General features: G+C 64.9%; 17 protein-coding genes, 1 tRNA gene and 1 pseudogene. 9 read left to right on the forward strand and 10 right to left on the reverse strand.

Features of this window, described 5'->3' with window-relative positions; all coding sequences use genetic code 11:
• Window positions 1–143: 143 nt before the first annotated feature.
• Together ACJ6WD_RS28775 and ACJ6WD_RS28780 are read left to right on the forward strand one after the other, a co-directional pair.
• Window positions 144–1,181, forward strand: a complete 1,038-nt coding sequence (locus ACJ6WD_RS28775) for a hypothetical protein (RefSeq protein WP_407616805.1) — start codon at window positions 144–146, stop codon at window positions 1,179–1,181.
• A gap of 75 nt (window positions 1,182–1,256) precedes the next feature.
• A tRNA-Ala gene (locus ACJ6WD_RS28780) sits at window positions 1,257–1,329 on the forward strand.
• Between the two features lie 256 nt (window positions 1,330–1,585).
• Here ACJ6WD_RS28780 and ACJ6WD_RS28785 read toward each other — a convergent pair.
• Window positions 1,586–3,247: a hypothetical protein gene (locus ACJ6WD_RS28785; protein ID WP_407616806.1), complete on the reverse strand. Its 1,662-nt coding sequence runs from the start codon at window positions 3,245–3,247 to the stop codon at window positions 1,586–1,588.
• Between the two features lie 101 nt (window positions 3,248–3,348).
• Complete coding sequence (locus ACJ6WD_RS28790) at window positions 3,349–4,260, reverse strand: hypothetical protein (protein WP_407616807.1); 912 nt, start codon at window positions 4,258–4,260, stop codon at window positions 3,349–3,351.
• 57 nt (window positions 4,261–4,317) lie between these two features.
• Between ACJ6WD_RS28790 and ACJ6WD_RS28795 the strand changes: the two genes are divergently transcribed.
• Window positions 4,318–4,671: a helix-turn-helix domain-containing protein gene (locus ACJ6WD_RS28795; RefSeq protein ID WP_407616808.1), complete on the forward strand. Its 354-nt coding sequence runs from the start codon at window positions 4,318–4,320 to the stop codon at window positions 4,669–4,671.
• Between the two features lie 1,302 nt (window positions 4,672–5,973).
• Window positions 5,974–6,480: a hypothetical protein gene (locus tag ACJ6WD_RS28800; protein ID WP_407616809.1), complete on the forward strand. Its 507-nt coding sequence runs from the start codon at window positions 5,974–5,976 to the stop codon at window positions 6,478–6,480.
• Between the two features lie 834 nt (window positions 6,481–7,314).
• Here the strand turns inward: ACJ6WD_RS28800 and ACJ6WD_RS28805 are convergent.
• Entirely contained in the window at window positions 7,315–7,440 is a 126-nt protein-coding gene (locus ACJ6WD_RS28805; RefSeq protein WP_407616810.1) for a hypothetical protein, read from the reverse strand.
• A gap of 111 nt (window positions 7,441–7,551) precedes the next feature.
• Between ACJ6WD_RS28805 and ACJ6WD_RS28810 the strand changes: the two genes are divergently transcribed.
• Window positions 7,552–7,680, forward strand: a complete 129-nt coding sequence (locus tag ACJ6WD_RS28810; RefSeq protein WP_407616811.1) for a hypothetical protein — start codon at window positions 7,552–7,554, stop codon at window positions 7,678–7,680.
• A gap of 39 nt (window positions 7,681–7,719) precedes the next feature.
• Here the strand turns inward: ACJ6WD_RS28810 and ACJ6WD_RS28815 are convergent, their stop codons facing one another.
• The 5 genes from ACJ6WD_RS28815 to ACJ6WD_RS28835 form a co-directional block, all read right to left on the reverse strand.
• Window positions 7,720–8,373, reverse strand: coding sequence for a class I SAM-dependent methyltransferase (locus ACJ6WD_RS28815; RefSeq protein ID WP_407616812.1), 654 nt, complete (start codon window positions 8,371–8,373; stop codon window positions 7,720–7,722).
• A 129-nt stretch (window positions 8,374–8,502) separates the two neighbouring features.
• Window positions 8,503–9,339, reverse strand: a complete 837-nt coding sequence (locus ACJ6WD_RS28820) for a phosphoadenosine phosphosulfate reductase family protein (RefSeq protein ID WP_407616813.1) — start codon at window positions 9,337–9,339, stop codon at window positions 8,503–8,505.
• Entirely contained in the window at window positions 9,336–12,974 is a 3,639-nt protein-coding gene (locus tag ACJ6WD_RS28825) for an ATP-binding protein (RefSeq protein WP_407616814.1), read from the reverse strand. Before ACJ6WD_RS28825 ends, ACJ6WD_RS28820 begins: the two co-directional genes overlap by 4 nt.
• Window positions 12,971–14,083, reverse strand: a complete 1,113-nt coding sequence (locus ACJ6WD_RS28830; protein ID WP_407616815.1) for a DUF4007 family protein — start codon at window positions 14,081–14,083, stop codon at window positions 12,971–12,973. Before ACJ6WD_RS28830 ends, ACJ6WD_RS28825 begins: the two co-directional genes overlap by 4 nt.
• Before the next feature lie 53 nt (window positions 14,084–14,136).
• Window positions 14,137–15,339, reverse strand: a complete 1,203-nt coding sequence (locus tag ACJ6WD_RS28835; protein WP_407616816.1) for a cysteine desulfurase family protein — start codon at window positions 15,337–15,339, stop codon at window positions 14,137–14,139.
• A gap of 393 nt (window positions 15,340–15,732) precedes the next feature.
• On the opposite strand from ACJ6WD_RS28835, the gene ACJ6WD_RS28840 reads away from it, so the two are divergent.
• From ACJ6WD_RS28840 to ACJ6WD_RS28850, 3 genes are read left to right on the forward strand one after another with little or no spacing between them, the layout of a single operon-like run.
• On the forward strand, window positions 15,733–17,346 hold the full coding sequence (locus ACJ6WD_RS28840; protein WP_407616817.1) for a DEAD/DEAH box helicase: 1,614 nt from the start codon (window positions 15,733–15,735) through the stop codon (window positions 17,344–17,346).
• Window positions 17,346–19,214, forward strand: a complete 1,869-nt coding sequence (locus ACJ6WD_RS28845) for an ATP-binding protein (RefSeq protein WP_407616818.1) — start codon at window positions 17,346–17,348, stop codon at window positions 19,212–19,214. Before ACJ6WD_RS28840 ends, ACJ6WD_RS28845 begins: the two co-directional genes overlap by 1 nt.
• Window positions 19,211–20,128 (forward strand): phospholipase D family protein, encoded by a 918-nt coding sequence (locus ACJ6WD_RS28850; RefSeq protein WP_407616819.1) that lies wholly within the window; start codon window positions 19,211–19,213, stop codon window positions 20,126–20,128. The genes ACJ6WD_RS28845 and ACJ6WD_RS28850 overlap by 4 nt, the downstream gene beginning before the upstream one ends.
• Window positions 20,129–20,245: 117 nt before the next feature.
• Here ACJ6WD_RS28850 and ACJ6WD_RS28855 read toward each other — a convergent pair.
• A pseudogene (locus ACJ6WD_RS28855) lies at window positions 20,246–21,060 on the reverse strand (ATP-binding cassette domain-containing protein); the annotation flags it as partial.
• Window positions 21,061–21,138: 78 nt separating this feature from the next.
• Window positions 21,139–21,588, reverse strand: a complete 450-nt coding sequence (locus tag ACJ6WD_RS28860) for a hypothetical protein (protein WP_407616820.1) — start codon at window positions 21,586–21,588, stop codon at window positions 21,139–21,141.
• Between the two features lie 791 nt (window positions 21,589–22,379).
• Between ACJ6WD_RS28860 and ACJ6WD_RS28865 the strand changes: the two genes are divergently transcribed.
• Complete coding sequence (locus tag ACJ6WD_RS28865) at window positions 22,380–22,601, forward strand: hypothetical protein (RefSeq protein WP_037632354.1); 222 nt, start codon at window positions 22,380–22,382, stop codon at window positions 22,599–22,601.
• Window positions 22,602–22,902: the final 301 nt, after the last annotated feature.

Here is a 22,902-nt window from a genome sequence, read left to right on the forward strand (position 1 = left end):
TCGAATTAATCGGTGGCCGACACCGCATTCACCACAACTTCATCGCAACAATCACAAAAAAAGTTCGAGATATCAGCCAGATCGTGCGACACACCGGCTCAATTGGCGGATGGCCCCACGGAAACCCCTCTACCGTGTGAGTTGTGAGAAGCAGCGGCCTCATCTACGCAGTCATCGTCGGGGCCTGGGCCGCCTATTTGGTGCCGATGTGGCTCCGTAGGCAGGACGAGCTCAACGAGGCCCGTCCCACCGAGCGCTTCAGCACGGCCATCCGGCTCCTGTCGGGGCGCGCAGCCATGCAGCGCCGCTACGACAAGGCGCACGGGGCGTGCCCCGCCGACGATGCGGCCGAGGAGCAGGAACCGGACGCCACGGACGACCCGGCCGGCGCCCGGTCCTTCGGCGACCCCGCACCGGCCCCGGCGCCCCCGGACGACATGCCCACCCGCGCCCACGCCGCGCCCCTGCGCCCCTCCCTGGCCGAGCGCACCAAGCGCGCGAAGGTGCTGGCCCGCCGCCGGCGCACCATCACCGTCCTGTTCTTCGCCTTCACCGCCGGTGCCGTCGCCGCGGCCGTCGGCGGGCTGCCCTTCTTCTGGGCCCCCGCCCTCCCCGCCGTGCTGCTGACCGCCTACATCGTGTACCTGCGCGCCCAGGAGCGCCGCCGCTTCACCTTCACCATGGACCAGCGCAAGGCGGAGGCGGCAGCACAACGACTGCGGGAGGGGCGCCCCCGCCCTCACCAGGCGGCCGACCAGCCGCCCGCCGCCGACCACCAGCCCGCCGTCCGCGCTGACGCCGCCGAGGCCGCCCCCGAGCCGTCCCGCCCGGCGCCGCACCCGCACGCCACCGGTGCCCGCGCCCTCGTCGAGGAGACCGACCACGCCGAGTGGGTCGACCAGCAGCGCGAGCGCCCCCGGCCGGCCGCCGGCAGCTGGGAGCCCGTCCCGGTCCCACTGCCCACCTACGTGACCGCCCCGGTCGCCCCGCGCGCCACCAGCCACGTCGACCTGGACGCCGACGACGCCTGGAGTTCCGCCCGTTCCAGCTCCGTCCCCGAGCGCCCGCGCCCCGACGCCTCGCAGGACCGTCCCACCCACCCGGGCCGCCGCGCCCGCGGTCGCACCCCCCTCTTCGACCAGTACGAGGACGAGGACCGGCCGCGCGCGGCGAACGAGTGAGGTCCCCCCACTGACCAGCGCCGGAAGCGATTTCCGAGCACGGCGAACGAGATGCTAGAGTTTCACTCGTCGCAAGGGCCTGTGGCGCAGCTGGTAGCGCACCTCGTTCGCAACGAGGGGGTCAGGGGTTCGAGTCCCCTCAGGTCCACTGCAGGGCCGTTCGCGGGTTAGCCCACGAACTGTTCACGAGATCCCGGTCAGACGGTCACCGTCTGACCGGGATCTCGGCGTTTGAGCCTCTAGTTGTGTGAATGTCAGCCTGCTGGGCCGCTGGGAAGCGCGGCGGTTCGCGTCGGATCGGACCGGGGGTTGGGATGCGGACATGCCGCGGGGACCGCAGGCGTGGAGCCAGACTCCTGCGGTCTCGTGACGTGTCGATCTTCAATTACGGGATGTGGGCCCACTCAAGGGCTGCGGCTTATCCCCACGGAACGGGAACGGGGCGCGGCTGTTTCGCCGGCCGTCGGGTAGGGCGGAAGGACATCGCTCGCCCCGAGGTCGAGGCCCGTGACGGCGCTCTTCTTGCTGGCGGCCAGGTACTGCTCAAGCTCCTTGATGTTGTGCACCATGACGGTGATGGCGGACAGGAGGGTCTGGGCCACACGGCCCCGAGGCTGACGCCTTTCGCGTGCGTGCAAGGCAGTGTCGACAGACTTCAGGCGTCCGTTTCCTCCCTCGATGTGTGCACGCAGTGTCTGGTAGGCCAGGGCCCAGGAAGGCGTCTGCCAGGGCAGCTCCTGCCGCATCCGGGGCATGACGTGTGCCTGCACCGTGACGGAGGACTGACGGCAGCACTTGGGGCGGTCGTCGATGGGAAGTTCAGGTGGCGCAACGGTGGGCCGGGCGGCGGGGTGCGCGGCGCGTGCCCTGTGGGAGTCGAGGTTGATGACGACCGGCACGGGCCGCTTCTTCTTCGGTGTGCCGAGGCCCTCACGTTCCTGTGCCCAGGGGCAGTTGAGCTTGGTGGCAGGGCAGGAGAACCGCTCGGTGCCGCGGTCGTCGAGGGTGTCCTTGCGAGTAAGCGCGTACGACTCGATCTCCTGCAGCTGCTCACGCAATGGGATGCGCTCACGCTCGTTCTTGGCACTGCGGATCTGCTGGTAGATGTCGAGCAGCCGGCGCGGGGTAAGGGGACAGAACAGACGGCCCACCTTGGTGATGGCGCCCTGGTGGTGGCGCTCCGCCTCATCGGCGACCTGAGGCTTGGTGAAGTCCAGCACCGGAAAGTAGCCGAGGGCGCGCATGGGCCGGTGGAAGTTCTCGGGCAGAAGCTTCGTGTACGCACGGTCGGCCGCTACGAAACCACGGAGTTCGGTGAGCTGGGCCAAGACGGAGCTGACGTACTGCGCATGACGTCCCATGTCCTTCTCAGGCGTGTGCAGCACCATACCGAGGATGAGCTGTGGGTAGCGGCCGGCTCGGTCCGGGTCGGCATGGGCCGCGATGGCGAGGGTGGCGCTGTAGCCGAACTCCCGGTCCCCACCGCCCTTGTAATGCCAATTGGCGCTGACCTCCAGCGCGGAGCGCTTGCGTGTGTGGCGGCGGGCCCAGGTCGGTACGGCAGTGGTGTCGATCGCCGTATCGCCGCGCCAGTGGCGCATCAGGCCCTTGGCGAAGGCGGTACGGACAGGGGCGGTGACCAGCCGGTTGGCGAGCTCTTCCAGGTGGCGCAGGGCCCGTTCTCCGCTCTTGCCGTTCCACTGTGCGGCGATCTTGCGGCCTGCGGCTCTGGGGAGCCGGCTGCGGCGCTGGTGCGGCGCCGGGTCCAGCAGCCTGTTCATGCGGGTCCAGGCGCGGTGGAAGCGGTTGTACAGCGCGTTGACCGCGTCTTGGTCCTCGATGTCGCAGGTGGGGATGGAGAGTTCGGCTCGCAGACGCTCATTGGTGCCGAAGGTGATGATCTCGAAGGCATCATCGAGATTGCTGCTGGCCCTCTCGTAGTTGGCGCAGAGCAGGCCGAGGAGGACCAGTCGGATGGGGTAGCCGGGCGGGCCCGGCAGCTCGGCGAACTGTGCTTCGAGCAGGTCCACGATGCCGCTTTGGTGGAGGATCCGGCGGAGCTTCATGACCTTGCTGGAAGCCAGCTCGGACGGTTCGTATGAGTGTGGGTATGGGCGCCGGGGGCGTCCGTTGCCGGGCTGGTAGCGAGGATCGTCGGCAGGAGTTCTCATGCGGACCCCCGCAGCATGCGGGTGGTGGCCGCAGTGGTCAGCGGTGGGACCGACGCCCGGTAAGGGGCCAGTGCGGCGGTCGACTTCATGCCAGCCGCGCTGGCGATCACATCCTCAGGGACGCGCTGTCGCAGCAGTTCCACGATCCAGGTACTGCGCAACCGTGCCAGTTTCAGCGCGGGCAGGCCGGAAGAACCCCTGAGGTTTCGTTTGACCCAGTTGGAGATGCCGTTCTTCGGGGCGGCGGTCTGGCGCTGGGGCAGGAACAGGAAGCCGTCGCCGGCCGCGCGGGCCCGTGCGGCGAGGTCTTCCTCCCACATTGCCCGGCAGACGACCAGACGGTCACTGCCCGGTGCCGCGACGACGACCGCCTCGGACGGCAGTACGGTGACGTCGGTGCCACGCGTGGCCAGCACCTCGCGGCGCGTGAGGCCGCACCCCGCGCCGAGCGCCAGCAGGGCCACCGCACTTCCGCCGATGGCGGATGTCGGTGGCAGGGCTCTGGCCCACATCAGGTAGCGGGCAAGTTCCGGCGGCGTATAAGGGGTGGCGCGCTGTCGTTTGGCGCTCATCCGGGGGGTGGGCTGCTGCCCGTACTCCAGCCACAGCAGTGCCTCGTGGATGCGCAGCAGGATGCTCCGGTACGTCTGGACCGAGTTGCCCTCCAGGCCCGTCAGAGCGAGCAGGAATCTGGTCATCGTCTCGGGCGCCAGCCAGACCAGCGGGTCGCGGGCGATGCCGACGCGCTCGGCATACACAGCCAGCCCGGACAGCACAGGCATCAGCCTCTGCACCGGGTACGGGACGGAATCGCAGGTCGCGGCGGCCACCATGCGGACGCCGTCGGCGACCATAGGCCACTCCGCCGGCTCTTCCGACGGCTGGTAATCGAGGATCGCGCCGCTCATCTCCGTCTCCAAAGGGACACACCACGAGAAATGGCTACACAAAGAGCCACCTGTGTCGTGAGTGTGCACTTCGACTGTCAGGAGCGCATTCCGATGACCGGAGGACGAGGCCGCAGCTTGCCGCCGAGGGAATTGGCCCGGGATCCGGAGAACTGGCCCGAGGCGGCTATCGTCGGCCACCCCGAAGCCCGGGTGGTGCAGGCCATCGCACATGCCCTGACCAGGCATATGTCCCGGCAGGGGCTGGGGCTGCGGCGCGTTGCGTCCCTCACTGGCGTCAACCGGCAGGCGGTAGCCAACCTCCTTGCTGGCGGCAGTTGGCCGGACGTGGCCACGCTGAGCCGACTGGAGGACGGGCTCGGGGTGGGTCTCTACCCGGGGGGCAAAGGGCCCGGATCGGGGCATTGCTGAACCTCCGAAGGCCCGCGCGGTATGCGCAGGCAGGACAAATTCGGCTCAGCGCGCCCATGCGTAGCCCGGGCTGGGCTACGCTCAGGTGGGCATGCCGAAGCCGTTAGGTGGACTGACGTGTGCCGGTGCCGCCGGGACTGATCCCTCGGCGGCACCACCATTTCTCCTCGCTCGCGCCGGCTGATCCTTCCGGCATCGAGCGGTGTTCACCGCGCTCTGTCGTTCCGCGTTAGGCAGCTCCCTCAGGGCCGGTGAATTCCCCGGTGCTGAGCACCCGCAAATGACCCGCCCTCGCAAGTTTGAGGCAGGCGCGGCGGATCACCTCCACTTGCGAGCGCGAGGCGGCTTGGCCCAGAGCGATCGTCACCTCACGTGCACGCAAGGGACGGTCGGCACTCGCTACGAGCGTGACGATCTTCTGACCCTTGGGTCCTTTGAGGCATCCCTGCGCATTGCGCGAAGCAGTCTGCCGCACCCTATTCGGATCCGAGGGTTTCTCGCCAGACGGCCTGCCCCGCCCGCTACCAGGGGGTTCCTCTTCAGAGGAGGTCTCATCGACGGGGGATGCAGGTAGGAGTTCTGTGAGCGTGCGCCGCGTGATGGAGAGTGCGGTGAGGCGCTCTTCCAAGGCTATGAGCCTCTCCTGGAGAACAGTCAACTCTGCCCGCGCGGCGCCTTCCTCGCTCTCCAAGCGCTGGATGACCGTGTCAGGTACCAATGACGCTCCATCAACTGCAGTACTTCTAGGCAGGTTTGGTGGGCCTGGCGTCAGTGATCTCCTGGCCCGCGTGCACGATGCGTGCTCACTGTAGAGGATCTCAAGGGGCGCTCGAAGTGAATCCTGGAGATCGTCATGAAAATAGGGATGCCCCAAGAGATCTGGTGCCTTGGTGGCCTTGAAGGCCAGAACTTCTCGATCTCGGAGACTGCAAGGCTGCTACCACAACACCTTCAGGAGGTCAGAGAGTTGGCTTGACCTAGCATTATGGCGACCTTGGCCTACCCGCTGAGGTTGACTCATGGCATGGAGTGGGCCTCTGGGGTTGCGTGTGGGGCGACTCCGCGTGCAGCCGCCCAGAGTTGCGAGGGAGAGGATGCCGCCTTCAGCTCTGCCCGGACGCTCACGGGTGGTTCGCGGCACGGGAGAGGGGTGCCGCCACTGTGCGCGTAGCCTGCCGAGAGGCGGGTGAGCTGCGCCGTACACCTGCGGCCTTCCGGTGGATCCCTTACCGTAGGACCCGAGCTCTGGCGGCGTTCTTGCCTGTCGGCGCTCACACTCACGGTTGAGAATCAGGGTGGGCGATGACGTCACTATTTGATCGGCTGGACAGGGAAGAGGTCGTCATTCGCGGCGAGTTGGACGCGCTGCGGGAAAAGGTCGCTGTTATCGAGGAGCGCCTGATCCGACTGACGATCACCCGCGACACTCTACGGTCGCTGTCAGCCTACGACCTCCCGAAGCCGCAAGACCGTGTTGTAGATGACTCCCCCCTGCTTGACTCGGGCAGGGAGGAGGGCGACCCGCCTGCCGAGGCGGCCGACGCAGGCGAAGCGGTGGAGAAGCCGACGTCAGAGCCACTCAGGCTGGAAGAGGCCCGGGAACAGGCACTTGCGCTGCTGGCGCGTTCCGGGCGGCCTATGAAAGTCAGGGACATCACGATGTCGATCGGTGAGGTCCGTTCCCGGACAGAAACGACCCGAGCAAGGCTCAAGCGGCTGGCAGTTGAGGGACTGGTGGTCGAGGGCCCGACAGGATGGTTCTCCATTGCGCCTGCCGACGTCACCGCTGAGGGTGACTCCGAGGATTAGCCAAGAGGCGCTGCCGAGAGCTCCGGACCACCTTCAGGCCAGGAGTGGACGGGACTGCGCCACGCAAGGCAAGGCCCGGTCGTCGAGGTGCCGAAGAGCACGTTCTAGAGCAGCGGAGCTGCGCCCTCTCGTCGCAGCGCAGGCTGACGTGTATGACTACAGGTTCCGCTCGTGTACAGATGGCGGGCGCCTGTCGGGCAGGTTCAGTCGAGGGTGATGGGCCCGTCGGGCAGCCAGCCGTCGAGATAGCCGTCGACCAGGATGGCCGTGGTCTCAAGTCGACGAGGGTCCAAAAAGGCGCCAAGGGAAGCTCGCGGGACCCAGACGGGGGAGTCGCCAGGAAAGCCGGTGTGCGCGGTAGGGTTGGCCCGTGCGGTGAAGTAGCGCACCTCGGTGCGTGCCGTGCTCCCTGGCACTGGAGCCCAGAGGTGTCCGGTGACGTCACCCCAGCGAACCGAACGTCCGGCCATGAGCTGATCAGCTAGGCGGGTGGCTGTTCCGCGGTATGTCTCCGTGAGCCCGACTCGGCGCTGCGGCAGCCTCCATATGGGTGTACTTGGATCGGTGGTGCGCAACAGCGCGACCCGATGGTCGGCGTCGATGACGATGAGGGCGGCGATGCGCTGGAAGCGAGGAGCCGGAACGAGCACGACCTCATCGTGGTGAGTGTCTACTCAAGTGGCCACCCGAAGAGGTAAAACGTGTAATCCGTTGCGCTACTCGTGTGGACACGGGCATGAGCAAGTAGCTAATGCTCCAGCATTTCTGCTGGTGGCCACACTGGGGTCGAGCCAGTCAGGGCTTCGGCGTAGTTGCGTGACGTCCGTTTCGTGATCATGCGAGTCCGAGGAGGGCGAGTGGTCTGCGGGCGTTGCGGGCGTTGCGCCGGAGGGCGCCGGCGATGTTGCTATTCCTGGCGAGGCGGAGGGCGCCAATGGCGAGGTTGCGCCAGATCGCCATGGCGCGGGGTGCGTATGCGCGGCTCCATGATGTTCGAGACGTTGCCCTGGAGGTACTCCGCGAGCGGCGAGCATCCCTCGTCGCCGACCTCTGACCGTCACGGTGCAGGGGGTGGCCACCGTCAACAACGCAGAGAATGTCCGGGCTCTGGAGCGGCAGATTGCCGAGCTGGGTGCTGCCGAGACTGGCGCCGCCGAGTTGACCATCCCGGTGCTCCTGCAGCGGCGATGGACCCGCTGAACGCAAAGAGCGTCGGCACCAGGAGTTCGTGCTCAGTGGTCAGTCCGGCGAGTTGTCGGAGCTGTTCGCTCGCAGGACCAGACAGCTCCAACGGACCCCATCACGGCCTTGAAGATCAGAACGTTCGCCGCGATAGACCGTTCGCAGCCCATTCGCCTGGCCCAACTCAGCTGTCTCAGAAGCGGACACGCTGAACATGTGTCGGCCATCCGGCACAGGGCCATGACGCAGATTCACGAAGAAGTGGCCGCCAGCCACCAGCAACTCAGTGATCCTAGCCATCGCGCGATGACGTTCCTCGGTGTTCAGATGCATCCACACTGCGGTTGCGAAGACGGCCTCGAACCGTCCCGCGTGCCGGCTTAGAGCCAGGTCCGGGAGAGCATCGTCGACCCAGTCGATCTTGCTGCCCGCATGAAGGCGCTGTCCATGCGCCCGAAGCGCTGCGGTCGGTTCGACAGCCACGACGCTGTGCCCACGAGCCACCAGCGCGGCGGCGTCGCGTCCGGTGCCTGCGCCCACATCCAGGATGCGGGCGGGCTCGGTAGGAACCAGCTGCAGCACGTTGCGGTGGATCTCCTCGAAGGTGACCTTCTCGTACTGAACAGCCAGAGCATCCGCCATCTCGGCATACCCTGCGGTTCCCCTGATCTGGCTGTAACTGTTCTTAGCAGGAGGCAGGTGAGCACCCATGACACGCAGGCTACCGGCTCACGTCCTACATATCTCCAGCGTCGCGTGAAAGGTGAGGGCCGCAGCCGTTGGGCTGCGGCCCTCACCTGGCGCCGGGATCAATTGCCCCAGCTGTACTGGCAGTACAGATCAGAGGTGGCAAACCGCGCAGGCGGCATCGTCGTCGTCATCGTCTAGAGCGTTAGACAGGATCTCCAGCAACGGACGGTTCGGCTTTTGCCGCTTAGCCGCACGTTCGAGTGCCGCCTGATGCTTGGCTTCGATCTCCTCGCGCCGCTCTATCAACTCGTCGAGGGATTCCCCCTGCGACCAGGTGTACTTGCGGCCCTGCATAGCAGTGTCTTGGTGCTTGACCTTGTTCTCGTAGGCTATGGCCTTCTGGAACAGCTCCGGGTGCCGGTCCTTGAGGCCAACCCACTCGTGCTTGCGCTGGAAGAAGCAGAAGTAGCAACCGGATCGGGTGCGCCACTCGTAGTAGCCCGGGAGGCCGATGCCGGCCTCGTCGAGGATGCGGTCCACGCCCGCGCGATCGATCCCGTCCTCACGGAAAGGGAAGACTGCGGTGATGTTCGGCTTAGTGCTGACGTAGCCGAGCCGGTTCTCATCCGCCCTGATGGCTACGTACGAGATGGCTTCATCGTCACCGATCCATTCCTCAAGTGGCTTGATCTTCAAGTTCTTCGTGCACCAGCGCATTTGAGGGCTGGGCAGCGTGCCCTGGTAGACCTCAAGCCAGTGGTCAAAGTCTCGAGAGGCGTTGAGGCGCGCGATGGGCTTGCCTAGAGCGCCTTCGAGGCGGTTGAGGTACTCGTACGTCTCCGGCAGCTCAGCGCCAGTGTCGCAGAAGAAATACTCCATCTCCGGCACGCGGTCTCGCATGTAGATCGCGAGGGACGAGGAGTCCTTGCCTCCCGAGATCCCGAGTACATGGCGCTTCTTGCCGTTGGAGCCGTTGGCGTCAGTCACAGCTGCTCCTCCTTCTCGGATGCGTCGCTGTTTTGCCCGGACAGGTGCTTGGCCAGGGCGGCGAGCAGGATTCGTGCTCCGTCGGGGCCCAGTGCCTCTTCAGCTTGCCTGATGACACTGACAACGAGCTTGTCCGCGGCATTCCGCGACTTCTTCGGGACGTGGATGAGCGTGCGCTCTTCCGTTCCCTGGGGGGTAGTGAGGGTCAGCAGATGGGTGTCGATCTGGCGCTGCTTCGGCTTGCTGCGCTTGCCAACTTCCTTGACGACCTCGTCGACCCGCAACTCCTCTGCAGCGCTGTACAGATGGCTAACGCGGTCCAGCGCACGCGCTCTGTCCCGCACGAGACGGGGGAAGACATCCACATCTCGGTCCGTCCAGTCGCCCAGGGCCTGGTTGACGAGTTGAACCACAACAGTCCCGAGCCAGTCGTCATCGGGGAGCATCTCGTTGAGCACACACGCCACGAAGCCATGAAGAGTGCTTTCGAGCGAGGCGTCAGCGAAGCCCCGCATGCGCTCAGCCAGCCCAGTACGCAACTCGCCGATGTCCGATGCAGGAAGCCGGAACTCCTGAGTCAGCGTCTCCACCACATGCCGGGACAAGCCCTCACTGGCGCCGGCAATCTCATCGAGCGCGGCGGTGAGGCGTACGACGTACGCCTCCGCCGAATCAGAGTCCTTCTTAGCGCGAGGAGCGATCTCCTCGAAACCGAGGGCCTCGGGAAGCTGCTCGAAGACAAGCTCGTCGGGGTCAGTCGCTTCAGACAGCACCTCACGAACCACGGTTGCGTCATCGCTGAGCCGACGAGTCTTCTTCGAATACTCGTCCAGCTCCCACATGGGTTCCAGCAATCCGCGAGTGACTGCGAGTAGTGCAGGATTCCGGTTTGCTTTACTCCGAGGGATATCGACGCCGAGCGACTTCACCAGCTTGTCGAGAACAAGACTGCGCTGGCCTCGGCCAGCCGGAGTCGCCTTCACCGTGAAACGCTCTGGATTGACGTTTAGGCGCTCAATGATGGGGGCGGTGAGGCGCGGGCAGTAGTTGCCTTCCTCGAAGAGGGCCACGTCGTTGCCCCGCATGACGAGCGCCGCGACCACCAAGATCGGGACGACGCCAGCCTTGACGCCGAACGGAGGAGCCATGAGCCGCTCGTAGATCTCTACGAGGTTGGTTGACTCCGTGGCCTCACTCAACGCCCCCTCAAGCGCCTCCCACACAGGCATGACGCTCGAGTTCGTGGCAGCGTCCGGGCGCGACATCCCGTGTGTGTGGATACTGCCTTCAGAGTTCTGGCCGCCAGTAACCTCGCCAGCAGCGCGGTGCAGTCCGAGGTGTTCAACGACACCGTCGTACAGGGCACGTTCCGCAGGGAACTTGTCATGGGGCCACCCGAGCAGTGGCAGCCCGGTCTTCTCGATCATCGACGTGAGGACTTCGCGGCGCGTACGCGCCGCGTTACTGGTGAGCTGGTGGCGGCCCACCATCTCGTTCCTCACATGCGGGGTCTGGTGGTAGACCACATTGCACGCTTCGGATACGAGCCCCGCATAGCTGCGGGCCTTGAGCTGCTGGGCGGGGTCGCCGTCGGTGTCCTCGCCGGTCTTCCACAGGAACCAGCTCGACTCATTGCTGCCCGGCCGGAATGCCTCGGCAAGCATGGCAGTGATGCGCTGGGAGAACTCACCGGCCCGCTCCCCGATCTCCCGCCGAGCGACATGGTCCAGTTCCTCGTCACTCATGAGGTCCTGGAGCGCCACGAGAGTGTTGCCGACATCCAGCACGGCCTGGGGATTCTTGGTCACGCCGACGACGACCGGGAGAGGTGAGTCGACCCGGGGGGTACTTTTCAAGTCTCCGAAGTGGAAGACCAGCATCCCGTCGGCCGCGTCCTGCACGACCTTGGGGCCCCGCAGCTTCTCGGTCTGGTGGCTGACGGCGGTCACGAAGTGCCGCTGCATACCGGTGAGCTGACTGTGCGCGCCCGCTGCAACCGCGTTCGGGAGGACGTTCGTCCCGAGGTGCTTGTTGAAGTAGCGCACTACGTCATCGGGCTGCAGCTGTGTAGCGATCTCACGTACTCGGGCGTCGATGTCGACATCGGTGCCCTGCCAGATCCGGTACTCGTCGCTGTATGACCGGTGTACGACAAGCCCATCCTCCACCAGCTTGTCGAGCCGCTTCTTCAGTTGATCGAACCGCTTAGCGTCGGTGGCATCAGTTGGGTCGTTCAGCGCGAACTGGATCATCGCCGGCGTTGCGCGTAGCAGTCCGTCAGCGTCGATGAGGTTGAGGACACCGATCGCCTTGAGCAGCTCCTGATCGGCTTCGGGGAGCCCGTGGGCTTCCTCAAGGCGGGCGTTGATCTCCAGCCACCGACTCGACTTAGAGGAGGCAAGGATCGTCGTACGGCCTGCAGAGAAAAAGAAGTCGTACAGCTGCGGGATCCGGATCGTCGAGGCACGCTTCGGTGCCTCGTCCGCACAAGTGTCGAGAGTGCGCCGCACGGTGAACGGCTCGTCGTTGACGAGGAACCCGCTGAGACTCCGGTCGTTCTGGCCGATCTGTGCCGCCATGAGGGGAGCTGCCACGGCGGTGAGAGGGTGCACGGGGTATAGGTTGGCAAACGACTCTGCTGAGATGTCAACGACCGAGTGCAGCGACTGCTCACGCCAGATACCGGATGCAGCCTGCGCCTGAGCCTCGACCAACTTGCGCCCCTGCTCGGACACTTCGGAGTGCGCTAGCTTCCTCTGAAGCAGGTAGACCGCGTCACCTAGGTTTGGCGCAAAAGTGACGTCCTCAAAGCGCCCTTGGATCTTGGCCCATTCCTGGGTTTGGACGGAACTGGATCGCGAGGCGTAGTCCGTGAAAGCCAGGTGCTGCAGAGTGAACATGAAGAGCGGCAGCCCCTTGGCGCCGGCACCCTTCTCCGCAAGCAGCTGGAGCAAGAAGACGTCGCTCTCGGCGTGGCCGCCCTCCCCGCTGGATACCAGGTACTCCAGTGTCTTGCCGAACTCGTCGATGATCAGCAGGAGTGGTGCCTTGCCGCAAAGCGTGGAGACCGCGTTCAGCAGGGCGTCTGTCGTCGGGACGTCTGTCTCGGCGCAGGCCGCCATGACGGTGGAGACGTCCTTCGGGACGCGCTTCTTCCACTTGCGCTCCACCGCGGTCTGCAGGGCACGGTGGATGGTCGCTGATAGCGGCTCTCGGCGCGCAGTGGTGACAGCTCCCAGGAAGCCATCTACTGCGAGTACCTGACGATTCTCGGCGATCTCCTGGGCCAGAGCAGCGTTGGTCTCAGCGACCGCCTCGTAAGCGCGTGTCCTGCGCTCGGAGTCGTGGCCAAGGAGGGCGTCGATCAGGTTAGAGAGGGTCGACTTACCGGAGCCGTAAGGGCCGGTGAAAGACCAGGCACGCGTGCGCTTCAGATCGCCTAGGGCGTTACCAACACGGTCGAGAACGTCGAGAGCGCGTACACCAACGTACGGGGAATGGATGTCCTGGGCCCGGACATCGCGTTCCAGGCTGGTGGAACGAAACTCCGTACCGACAAAGCCGATCCCGGAGGGGATCTGGAGATCCGCGCCCTTCCGCTTGGTGCGGGAAGATGGCTTGGTTGCCGTGGTCACGCGAGCTCCTCGATCATGTCGGGCTGCTGGGGGATCTGGCCCTGCGCGGCCTCAGCGTCGTCGTCCGTTGTCTTCTTCAGGCCGGGATTCTGCCGCGCCCACTCCTCCGGAGTCGGGAAACTATCGCGGTCACGAACACGGCCGTACTGATCGTCGAGGATGTCCCAGGCCAGTGTCTCCGGGTTGTCTGCAAAGCGCAGGCTCCGCTGCCCGAGCGACTCGACGATCTCCAACTGGGGGTGATTCTCGACGAAGGCTTCAATCGACCTGGCAAGCTCCGGTTCACGCATGTGGAACGCGCGCCCGGGGGCGCCGGGTTCGCTGGCGAGGCGGGCCAGCGAGATGGAGTCTGGCTTGCGGCTGAAACGGGCCGCGTAGTCGAGGCAAGTGTGAACGAGGACACGCGGCGGCAGACTAGGGCGGATGCCACTGGTGAATCGGTACGTACGCTCCTTGCCGCGGCCACCCTGGAACTCCAGCAGCCCGAGCTCACGGAAGGGGCAGAGGAGGGAGTCCTCGAAGCTGCCCGGAGAGAGAGGGTTCGCATCGGGGTCCGGCGCGTACATCTTGATGAAGCACTCGACGTCGCGGTTGATCGACTCAGGCGCCGGCCACTTCTCGCGGTCGAAGCTGTTGTGCACCTCGCGTGTAATGAAAGTGGTCATCTCCTCGACCGTGACGCGAGCCAGTGGCGCGAGGTGGAACATGACGTACCAGCTCGGGGCGAGGCACTTGGCTTCCTTGTCTCCGGAGACTAGCCACCAGTGCAGCAGCCACAAGCTGCCAGTGTCCTCGAGGTAGGGGTCGGCCCCATCCTCATCCAACAGCCACCGAGCACGCCAAGTCGGAGCTGCCGCGAGAGAACGTGATTGCGTATCCGCGTTGCGGTACTCGTGGGTGAGCTTGAATGCCTGCGACCAGTAACGCATGGAGTAGACCATGTTCTTACCCACGCCCAGGCGCACCAGCGCATCTGGAGCATGGAAGAGCATCTCGTCCTTCTTGACCTGCAGGTACGCCTTGTGAAGCCAGCCGAAGCGCGGAGGAAAGCTCTCGTGCCTGTTGAATTTCAATCCGACGACGTCGGTGGAGAGGCGGCCTTCTGGCATTACGGTCGAACCCTTCAGTTCAAGTAATAAGTACGAAGTCTTAAGGGCACCGCTCAGGGACTGTCGGTGGATCCCATGACGGCCCGTACGTGGGTAACAGCCCCGACGGCGACATCGACGGCTCGGTGAATTTCCTGCTCCGTCGTGGCGTAGCCCAATGAAAAGCGAACGGTGGAGTCGGCGTCCTCCCGGCTGAGCCCCATGGCGAGCAGAACATGGCTGGGACTCGGCGCCCCTGCGGAGCAAGCACTGCCGTCGGACGCAGCTACCTCAGGCATCGAGGCGAGGACCGCGTCGGCGGGCGTTCCCGGGAAGGTGATGCTCGTGACACCCGGGAGCCGTGGGGCGGCTACGCCATTGATGTAGCTGTCTGGAATACGGGTGAGGAGCTCGCCTTCAAGGAGATCACGCAACTTGGCGATGCGCGGGGCCTCTTGATCAAGCTGTCGCCGGGCTGCCTCGGCCGCGGCCCCCAAACCGGCGATTCCTGGAACGTTGAGCGTGCCCGCGCGCCAGCCGCGTTCGTGTCCACCGCCGAAGACTAGTGGGCGCTGCGGAAGTGGAGTGCCGCGTCGAATGAACAGCGCACCGACGCCTTGCGGGCCGCCGAACTTGTGGGCAGACAGCGACAGCATGTCGACGTCGAGATCACCCAGGTCGAGAGGGAGCCGACCAACGTACTGCGTCGCGTCCGTGTGAACCAACGCGCCGGCCGCGTGCGCGGCCTCGATCGCTGGGGTGAGATCGGTAATCACTCCAGTCTCGTTGTTCGCCAGCATGACGGAGACAAGGGACACCCCATACCGCTCCACAGTCGCCTTGAGCGCATCAGGATCGGTCAGCCCCCCGTGATCGACAGGCAAGACAAACAGGGCATCGGGAGTGTCGCCTACGAGCGCTCTGGCAGTTTCCAGGACTGCGGGGTGCTCGACAGCCGAGGTGATGATCGAGCCCCGCTCTGCATAAGCGGCTTGCAGTGCAAGGTTGTTGGCCTCGGTCGCTCCAGACGTGAAGACGATTTCGCCAGGGCTGCAGTTCAGCAGGTCAGCAAGTTGCCGACGTGCTCGGTCAACCTTGCTCGCGGCGTCGCGACCGTGGTGGTGGATGCTGGAGGCGTTACCCACGGCATGGAGTGCGTCATAGGTGGCCTTGAGCGCTTCCGGGCGCAAGGGGGCGGTGGCGTTGTAGTCGAGGTACACCGGCTGCGCTCGGCGTGGGTCCGGCTCCATGAAATGCCCCCTTATGATCGGCTTCACTCCCTATTCCGCTCCTGGTGATGTTCCTCAGGCGGTAGCTCATGTTCCACCAGGAGTGCTCTGAGATCCTAACGAACGTCGGGGGCTAGTGAGACCGGCGCGCCGCAGGAAGTACCGCTCCCTGACCTTGCGTGAGCGAGTCCCTCCGCGGAGTGTCCACTCCTGACCGCACGGCGCACGATCGGCGCGATAGCACACTGAACGGGAGCCAAATCTTCCGTCCGGCCCTCGTTGTCAGTGGTCGGCCCTACTGTTGATCGCATGGCTCGTGCTCTCAGCATGGGACGACGACAGCGAGGGAACATTGCACAGCGAAGGGCTCCGGGAAGTGCGTGGTGAGAGCGTACGAGGCGTGGGGACGTCTCGTCAGATGTGCGAGGGAGTGAAGGCCGGATGAGCGCCCCCGGCATCGCGTTCGCACGCGTTCTCGACACAGCGCCCCTTGCATACGTGCGGGGGCTACTCGGGGAAGACACTTGCGCGCTGCTTGACCTCTTGAACGGAGGATCCACTGACGAGGCCATGCTCCGCTCGGTTGCGACGGCTGCGGTCTCGCCAGACGAGCTACTCGCCGACTCGGACCAACGGGACCGCTTTCTTGCACTGCTGCCCGACGAGAAGAAGACAGAGCTCGCGGGGAGGCTGGGGTGGAACCGGTCCGGTCGCCCTTCCGCCTTCATGGCAAAGTGCGAGTGGGGGGCAGAGCAGAGGCAGGCCCTTCTGGGGTTCCTCGGCCTGATCGTCGAGCGGGCGCCGAAGGCTCCGGCTGCCGCCCGGCGAATCGCAGAACCTGATTATGGGCTCTTTTCTCATCAGCGCCGTGCCGCCGCGCGCGCCCGTGATCTTCTCTACGGGCATGAGCGCCGTGTTGTGCTTCACCTACCGACCGGCGTTGGAAAGACCCGGACGGCGATGAACATGATCTGTGACCACCTGCGGTCACGAGAGCCGGCTCTCGTCGTCTGGCTGGCGCGGGGCAACGAGCTCCTGGAACAGGCTGCCTCGGAGTTCGAACGGGCATGGGCGTCCCTTGGAAGCAGGGAAGTGCACGTCGTCCGGATGTGGGGAGACTCCGCAACGGACCTAGACGGGATCACCGACGGCATCGTGATCCTAGGACTCGACAAAGCAGTGGCGGCAGCGAAGAGGGACAGGGAGTTCTTGGACCGCTTGGCGCTGAAGACCACGCTGACCGTCTTCGATGAAGCGCATCAGGCCATCGCACCGACATACAGCAGAGTCACGGACGCATTGACCCTGCGCCGTGACTCGAGCTTGCTGGGACTTACCGCGACGCCGGGGCGCTCTTGGTCAAACATCAGCGAGGACGAGCAACTATCGGAGTTCTTCTCTCGACAGAAGGTCATGCTGGAGATCGAGGGCCACGACAACCCGGTCAGCGCCTTGATCGAGCAGGGATATCTGGCCAAACCCACATTCCGCACAGTCGCCGCAAGTTCCGGCGTGAAGTTGAGCGCGAGCGACCACCACGCACTGGCTGACGCCTTCGACATCCCGAAAGAACTACTTGAGCGCCTGGCGATGAACGTGCAGTGGAACCTGCAAGTCGTTCAAACAGTCCTCGAACTGATCAAGGAACACCGGCGGATTCTCCTCTTTGCGGGGTCGGTCGAGCACAGCCGGCTGCTCGTAGCGACACTCTCGGCGCTCGGCGTCGAGGCGGATCAGGTGACGGCTGAGTCTTCGAAGCGGCACAGGGAGAAGGTGATCGGACGCTTCAAGGGGAACTCCGATCGCCCGATGGTGCTCTCAAACTACGGCGTACTGACGACCGGTTTTGACGCGCCGGCCGCCAGTGCTGCCGTGATCGCGCGCCCCACGACGTCTCTGGTGTTGTACAGCCAGATGGTGGGGAGGGTCATTCGCGGGCCGAAGGCAGGCGGGACGGCTACGTGCGAAGTGGTAACCGTGATTGACCCCGAGCTCCCAGGGTTCGGGGACGTGGCAGAGGCATTCACCAACTGGGAAGACGTATGGAGCAACTAGTGATCGACGGCGACGAGAAATACCCGATCGTCAGCTCTGACATGACGATCGAGGCGATGCGTGACAGCGGGTACAAGTCCACCGCTCATGCCATTGCCGAGCTCATCGACAACGGAATCGAAGCCGAGGCCGATGTCGTGGAGCTCTTTGCCGTAGAAGGTACAGAGCGCCCCTCTGCTCGGTCTCGCTTCCGTATCGAAAAGATCGCCGTCATGGACAACGGTGAGGGAATGGACCGCGAGACTCTGCGACGCTCCCTGCGCTTCGGCGTGGGCAGCCGGAGGGACCGCAAGGGGATAGGGCGGTTCGGCGTTGGACTGCCCAACTCCAGTATGTCGCAGTGTAAGCGTGTCGACGTCTGGTCTTGGCAGAACGGACCGGAGAACGCCCTGCACACGTTCCTTGACCTTTCGCGGATCGACAGCAACGACGCCGAAGTTCCCGAGCCCGAGCACCTTGCCCTCCCCAAGGAATGGCAGAACCTCAGTCAAGGTCTCGGCCCCTCGGGCACCCTCGTCGTCTGGACGAACCTCGACCGTGTGCAGTGGCTGGGTGCCCGCACGACACTCCGCCACACCGAGGAGCTCATCGGGCGCATTTACCGAAGGTATATCGCCAAGGGGAAATGCCGCATCCGGCTCGTTCCGGTCCAGGGATGGGATGAGCTCGACGGTGCCGATGACGCTCGGCCCAACGACCCGCTGTACTTGACCGAGCGGTCCTCTACCCCTGTCCCGTTCAACGACAAGCCCATGTTCCGGCCCTTCGGGGCAGGTTCTGTCGGCAAGATCGGCGTTGAGCGGTTCATGGTGAAGGGAATCGATGGGGAAAGCTATCCCGTCACCGTACGGGCGTCCATCGCCACAGATGCGGCGCGGCGATCTGACATCGATGGTGCCCCGTGGCCGGAGGGAATCTCTCCCAACCTCGACCCTGGGCACACGCCCTGGGGTAAGCACGCTGCGCGAAATCTTGGCGTCTCGCTGATCAGGGCTGACAGGGAGCTTGACCTCGACAAGGGGTGGGTCAGCACATACGACCCGGTGGAACGCTGGTGGGGTATCGAGATCGATTTCCCGCCGGAGCTCGACGAGGTGTTCGGCGTCACCAATAACAAGCAGGCGGCAACGCTCTTCTCCCAACTGTCCCATTTCGACTGGAAGGAGGAGGCGGAGGGAGCCACGCGGATTGAGTTCAACGAGAGACTTGCCGAAGAAGGCGACCCGCGGGTTCCGCTGCTTGAGATCGTTCACTATGTCCGCGACGAGCTCATCACGCGTTTGCGGAAGGACCTCGCCGAGCAGAGGCGAGGAACACGGCAAAGCCGAAGTCGCCACGCGCCGGCCGAGAAGCAGGCCGACGAGGCAGTCCAGCGGCGTCGCGCGAACCGCCCGGCTCCCGCCGACGCAGCTGACAGCGAGACGACGGCGGAGGAGAGCGCAAACGAGCAGCGCAAGAGCTTGATTGAGCGCCACAAGTTCTCGCCGTCCGATGCAGAGCGTCTGATCGAGGAACGGATCACCAATCACAAGACCGTTCAGCTTGTGACGAGCCGCAACCCCGACTCCCCCGCGTTCTTCAACGTCGAGTTCATTCCCGGTGTGCTCCAAGTCGCCCTGAACATGGACCACCCCGTCTACGAAGACCTCGTGGCGGTCCTCGATGAGGGTGTTGAAGAGGCTGGTCAGAGCGAGCTCGTTGATCGATTGCAACGAGCATCGAACGCCTTCAAGCTCCTCCTCTTTTCATGGGCGCGTTTCGAGTTCGAGTCCGGCTCGAAGATGGCGGAGCGGATCAAGGATTACCGTCAGGACTGGGGGCGAGTATCGAAGGACTTCCTCACCGTCGACGAAGAGGACGACGAGTGAGGCAGGACCACATCTGGAATCAGCTCCATGAGCTGCTCATATCCGCTCACGAACGCGTCGTTCTGGTCGCTCCCTTCATAAAGAAGGAAGTGTTCGCCGCGGCAATTGCCGCCCTCGGTGATCGGGACGTCGAGCTGTTGTGCGTAACCCGCTGGGCAGTCATGGAAATCGCCGCAGGTGTGTCGGACCCAGAGATCGCCGAGATCGCGGAGCATGACGATCGCGTGCAAATCATGCTCTGCCATGATTTGCACGCGAAGTTGTATGTCGCTGACGAGCGTTGCCTTGTGGGCTCTGCCAACTTGACAGGTCGTGCAACCGGGCGGCGAATCCCGAAGAACCTAGAGCTGCTTGTCGAGGTCTCCGTCGAGCATCCGGAAGTGCAGTCGGTACTCGGCCAGATCCAACAGACGGCTACCCCTGCCGATGCGACGATGGCAAGGCAACTTCGCGAACAGGCCAACCTCCTGGCTGCAGATGAGGATCGTCCGAGCTTGGTGGTCGTCGTAGACGAGACAGAGTCACCGGCGGGGCGCTGGCGTCTCGAGACGCGCATGCCTGTCCGGCTCTTCCCCGTGTACAGGGGACAGAAGTACGACTACCCCGGCGAGATCCTTGCCGGGGTAGTTCGTGATCTTGCCTATCTGAATATTCCCCCTGGCCTCGACGAGACTGGTTTCGCGAAGGTTGTGTGCTCCCGGCTGTACGAGCTCCCCGAGGTGGCCGAACTGGCCACCACGGGCGCCCTCAACCTTGCTGACCTACAGCGGTCAATCCTTGAGGCTGACAGCTGCGAAGAGGAAGCAGCGCGACGCGCAGCAGAGAACATCGCTGAATGGCTTCGCTACTTCGGTGAAGTGCGGGTAGTACCCACCGGCCCTTGGGAGATAAGGCAAGGCCGCGAGCTCGGGTAAACCTGGGCGAGCCCTTCAAGTGATCATAACTCGGTCGGTGGGGTGCGAACCGCACTCCACCGACCGAGCCAGCGGAACTCCCCGATCTGGGCCATTAGCGCGGCTCCTGGGCCAGGCTCACGACGGCTGGGGGAAGCCATTTTGCGTTGGCAGCGTGGGGGCATCGAGGCGATACTGCTCGGACTGAACTCGGTACATACGACGGACGAGTCCCGCCTCACCATTCTGCGCCCTCACAAGCTCATGAAAAGTCCTGTGCTCGGCGACGCGCCCCTCTTCCAGCGCATAGACCTCATCAGCATGCCGAACGCTATGCAGCCGGTGTGTGATCAGGATGACCGTCTGCCCCTCAGCAGCGAGGTTGCGGATCTGGTCGCAAACTCGCTGTTCAGCTTCCGCGTCGAGCGCGCTGGTCGGCTCGTCGACCACCAGAATCTGCGCGTCTCTGTGGCGAGCTCGCGCAATTCCGATGCGCTGCCATTGTCCGCCGGAGATCTGGTGACCGCCCTTGTATCCCCGTGCAAGCAGGGTGTCCCATCCCCGCGGGAGGGACTCCATGGTTTCATCGGCGCCGGCGTTCTCGGCCGCCCTATGCAGGAGGTCCTCGCCGTGCGGGGCGTCGGGGCGTCCGATGGCGACGTTGATGCGGGCGATGAAGGACAGCGATAGAAGTCCTGGGCGACGACTGCGATGCGGGCGAAGAGGTCGGCGCGGTCAGCCTCCGCGGCGTCGACGTCATCCCAGCGGATCTGGCCGGCGTCGGGGAGGTAGAGGCCGCAGAGGAGCTTCGCCAAGGTGGACTTGCCGCTGCCGTTGTTGCCCACGAGCGCGATGATCTTCCCGGTGGGGATCGTGACGCTGACGTTCTTGAGTGCCGGCTCGCCGTCGGGCGTACCGGGGTAGGTGAAGGTGACGTCGTCGAAGCGGATATTGCCCGGCTCGTGTGAGCTCCGAGTGATCCGGGCGCGGCGGCCCCCGACAACCGGCTGCGTCCACTGTGACGAGCTCGGTCAGCGGAGTGTGATCGGCCCATCCGGTAGCCAGCCGTTGAGATATCCGTCGACTAGGACGCTCACACTCTCGACTTCCGGACATCCCAGCCAGAGCCCCAGGACGGCTCGGGGCGCCCAGAGGATGCGCCCTCCCGGACCTTCGTCGTCCGGCTCCGTGTCGACCCGGACGATGTAGAACCGCACCTCCGCTTCCCGGGCCGGGCCCTCGGGCGCCGGGGCCCAGCGGCGGCCGGTGACCGTGCCTAGCCTCGTGGGGTACGGCGAGAGCAGATCACGGCAGAGCCGGACCACGGTGTCCGCGTAGGGCTCGTTCAGCCGCGCCGAGTGCTGAGGCAACCGCCACGCCCGGTTGTCGGCCAGATGCGGAAGCAAAGCGATCCGATGGGTCGCGTCGATCGCGATGACCTTGGCGATACGGCGGAACCGTGAGGCTGGCAGATGAGGCACGCCGCAAGCCTCACAATCGGCTAGTTATATAGCCAGTCGGTTCGGGCGGAAGGGTGATCTGATTGGCGAGGGCATGGCAGGCCAGGGGCAATCTTCTAGTTCGCGGAAAGGGGAGTGGTCGAGGGCGTCGGATCGTTGCGGGTCGGACCCACTCGTCAGCAGGTCTTGCCGAGCTCGTCGTCCTCGGTGTGACTGGCCCTAGCATCTTCGCCAAGCCGGCCCTCGTGGTCGCCATGGTCGCCTCCCTCGCTCTCGGCTCCTCCGGCGTACCTGTGCTCGATACGTGGCTGAAGATCTTGAGTGCGGTCGAATTTGGATGCATTCTGCATTGATTTGGGAAATTGGCTGTGCGGCGTTGGGAAGGTCTCTGCGGACGTCCGCGTTCGTGCAGGTGGACCCCACCCGTGAACGGCCCACTGCACAGTGAAGCCCCCACCGGGAAGCCGGTGGGGGCTTTTGCGTGGAGGTGCGGCGAGGTCTGGTGAGGGGGGAGCCGCGGGGGAGTCCTCGTCTTCGCTTCGGCCCGTACGGGGGGTCGGGGGAGGTGCGGGGCGATGCTCGGCGTCGGGCCCCTGGGTGGGTCGACTTGCCAGGCTCCAGGGTGAACGGGGTGGATCACGTGGGGCGGTGGAGGGGCTGATCGACATCCAGTCGGGGCCGTGAACCCGCAGGCCAAGGTCATGATCATTTGAAATCGCGGGTGGCGCTGGTGGTGCCGTCGGGGGCGGTGCCCGTCATCGGGCGTGGACAACCGCAGCCGCCGGGGCTCAGGTAGGCGCATACTGTGCGCAATGACAAAGCCTGCTGCACCGAAGCGCCATTTGCCCACCAGTCCCTTCAAGGCCCCGGTCGCGCCGGCCCCGAAGGACTTCGCCACGGGCGACCAGGTCACACACGACATGTACGGCCTCGGCCGGGTGGTCGGCGTCGAGGAGGGAGTTGCGGCCCTCGTGGATTTCGGCTCGACGCAAATGCGGATCTTGAGCCCGTACGCCAAGATGACCAAGTTGTAGGAATGCTGAGGTTCTTCGGGACCTGGAGCGCAAGGGAGATCTCTCATCGAGTTGACGTCGCTGTTCTCAGCCCCGGAAGGCCAACCTCGTTGTTCCGCTGCGGCAGCACCGCCCCCGACGACGAACCCCTTCCAGGCCCCGGACTTCGGGGAAGACGAGACCTTCCTCTTCGAGGAGGGCAAGGGGCCCGCCTCGTAACGCCTGCGGGGTGCGCCCGGCGATCCTCGTGCCGATGGTTCGCCGCGAGGGGGCCAGGGGGCGAATTCCCCCAGGTCCACCGCACTGCACAGTGAAGCCCCCA

The organism is Streptomyces sp. VTCC 41912, from assembly GCF_045799175.1.
GTDB lineage: Bacteria > Actinomycetota > Actinomycetes > Streptomycetales > Streptomycetaceae > Streptomyces > Streptomyces albulus_C.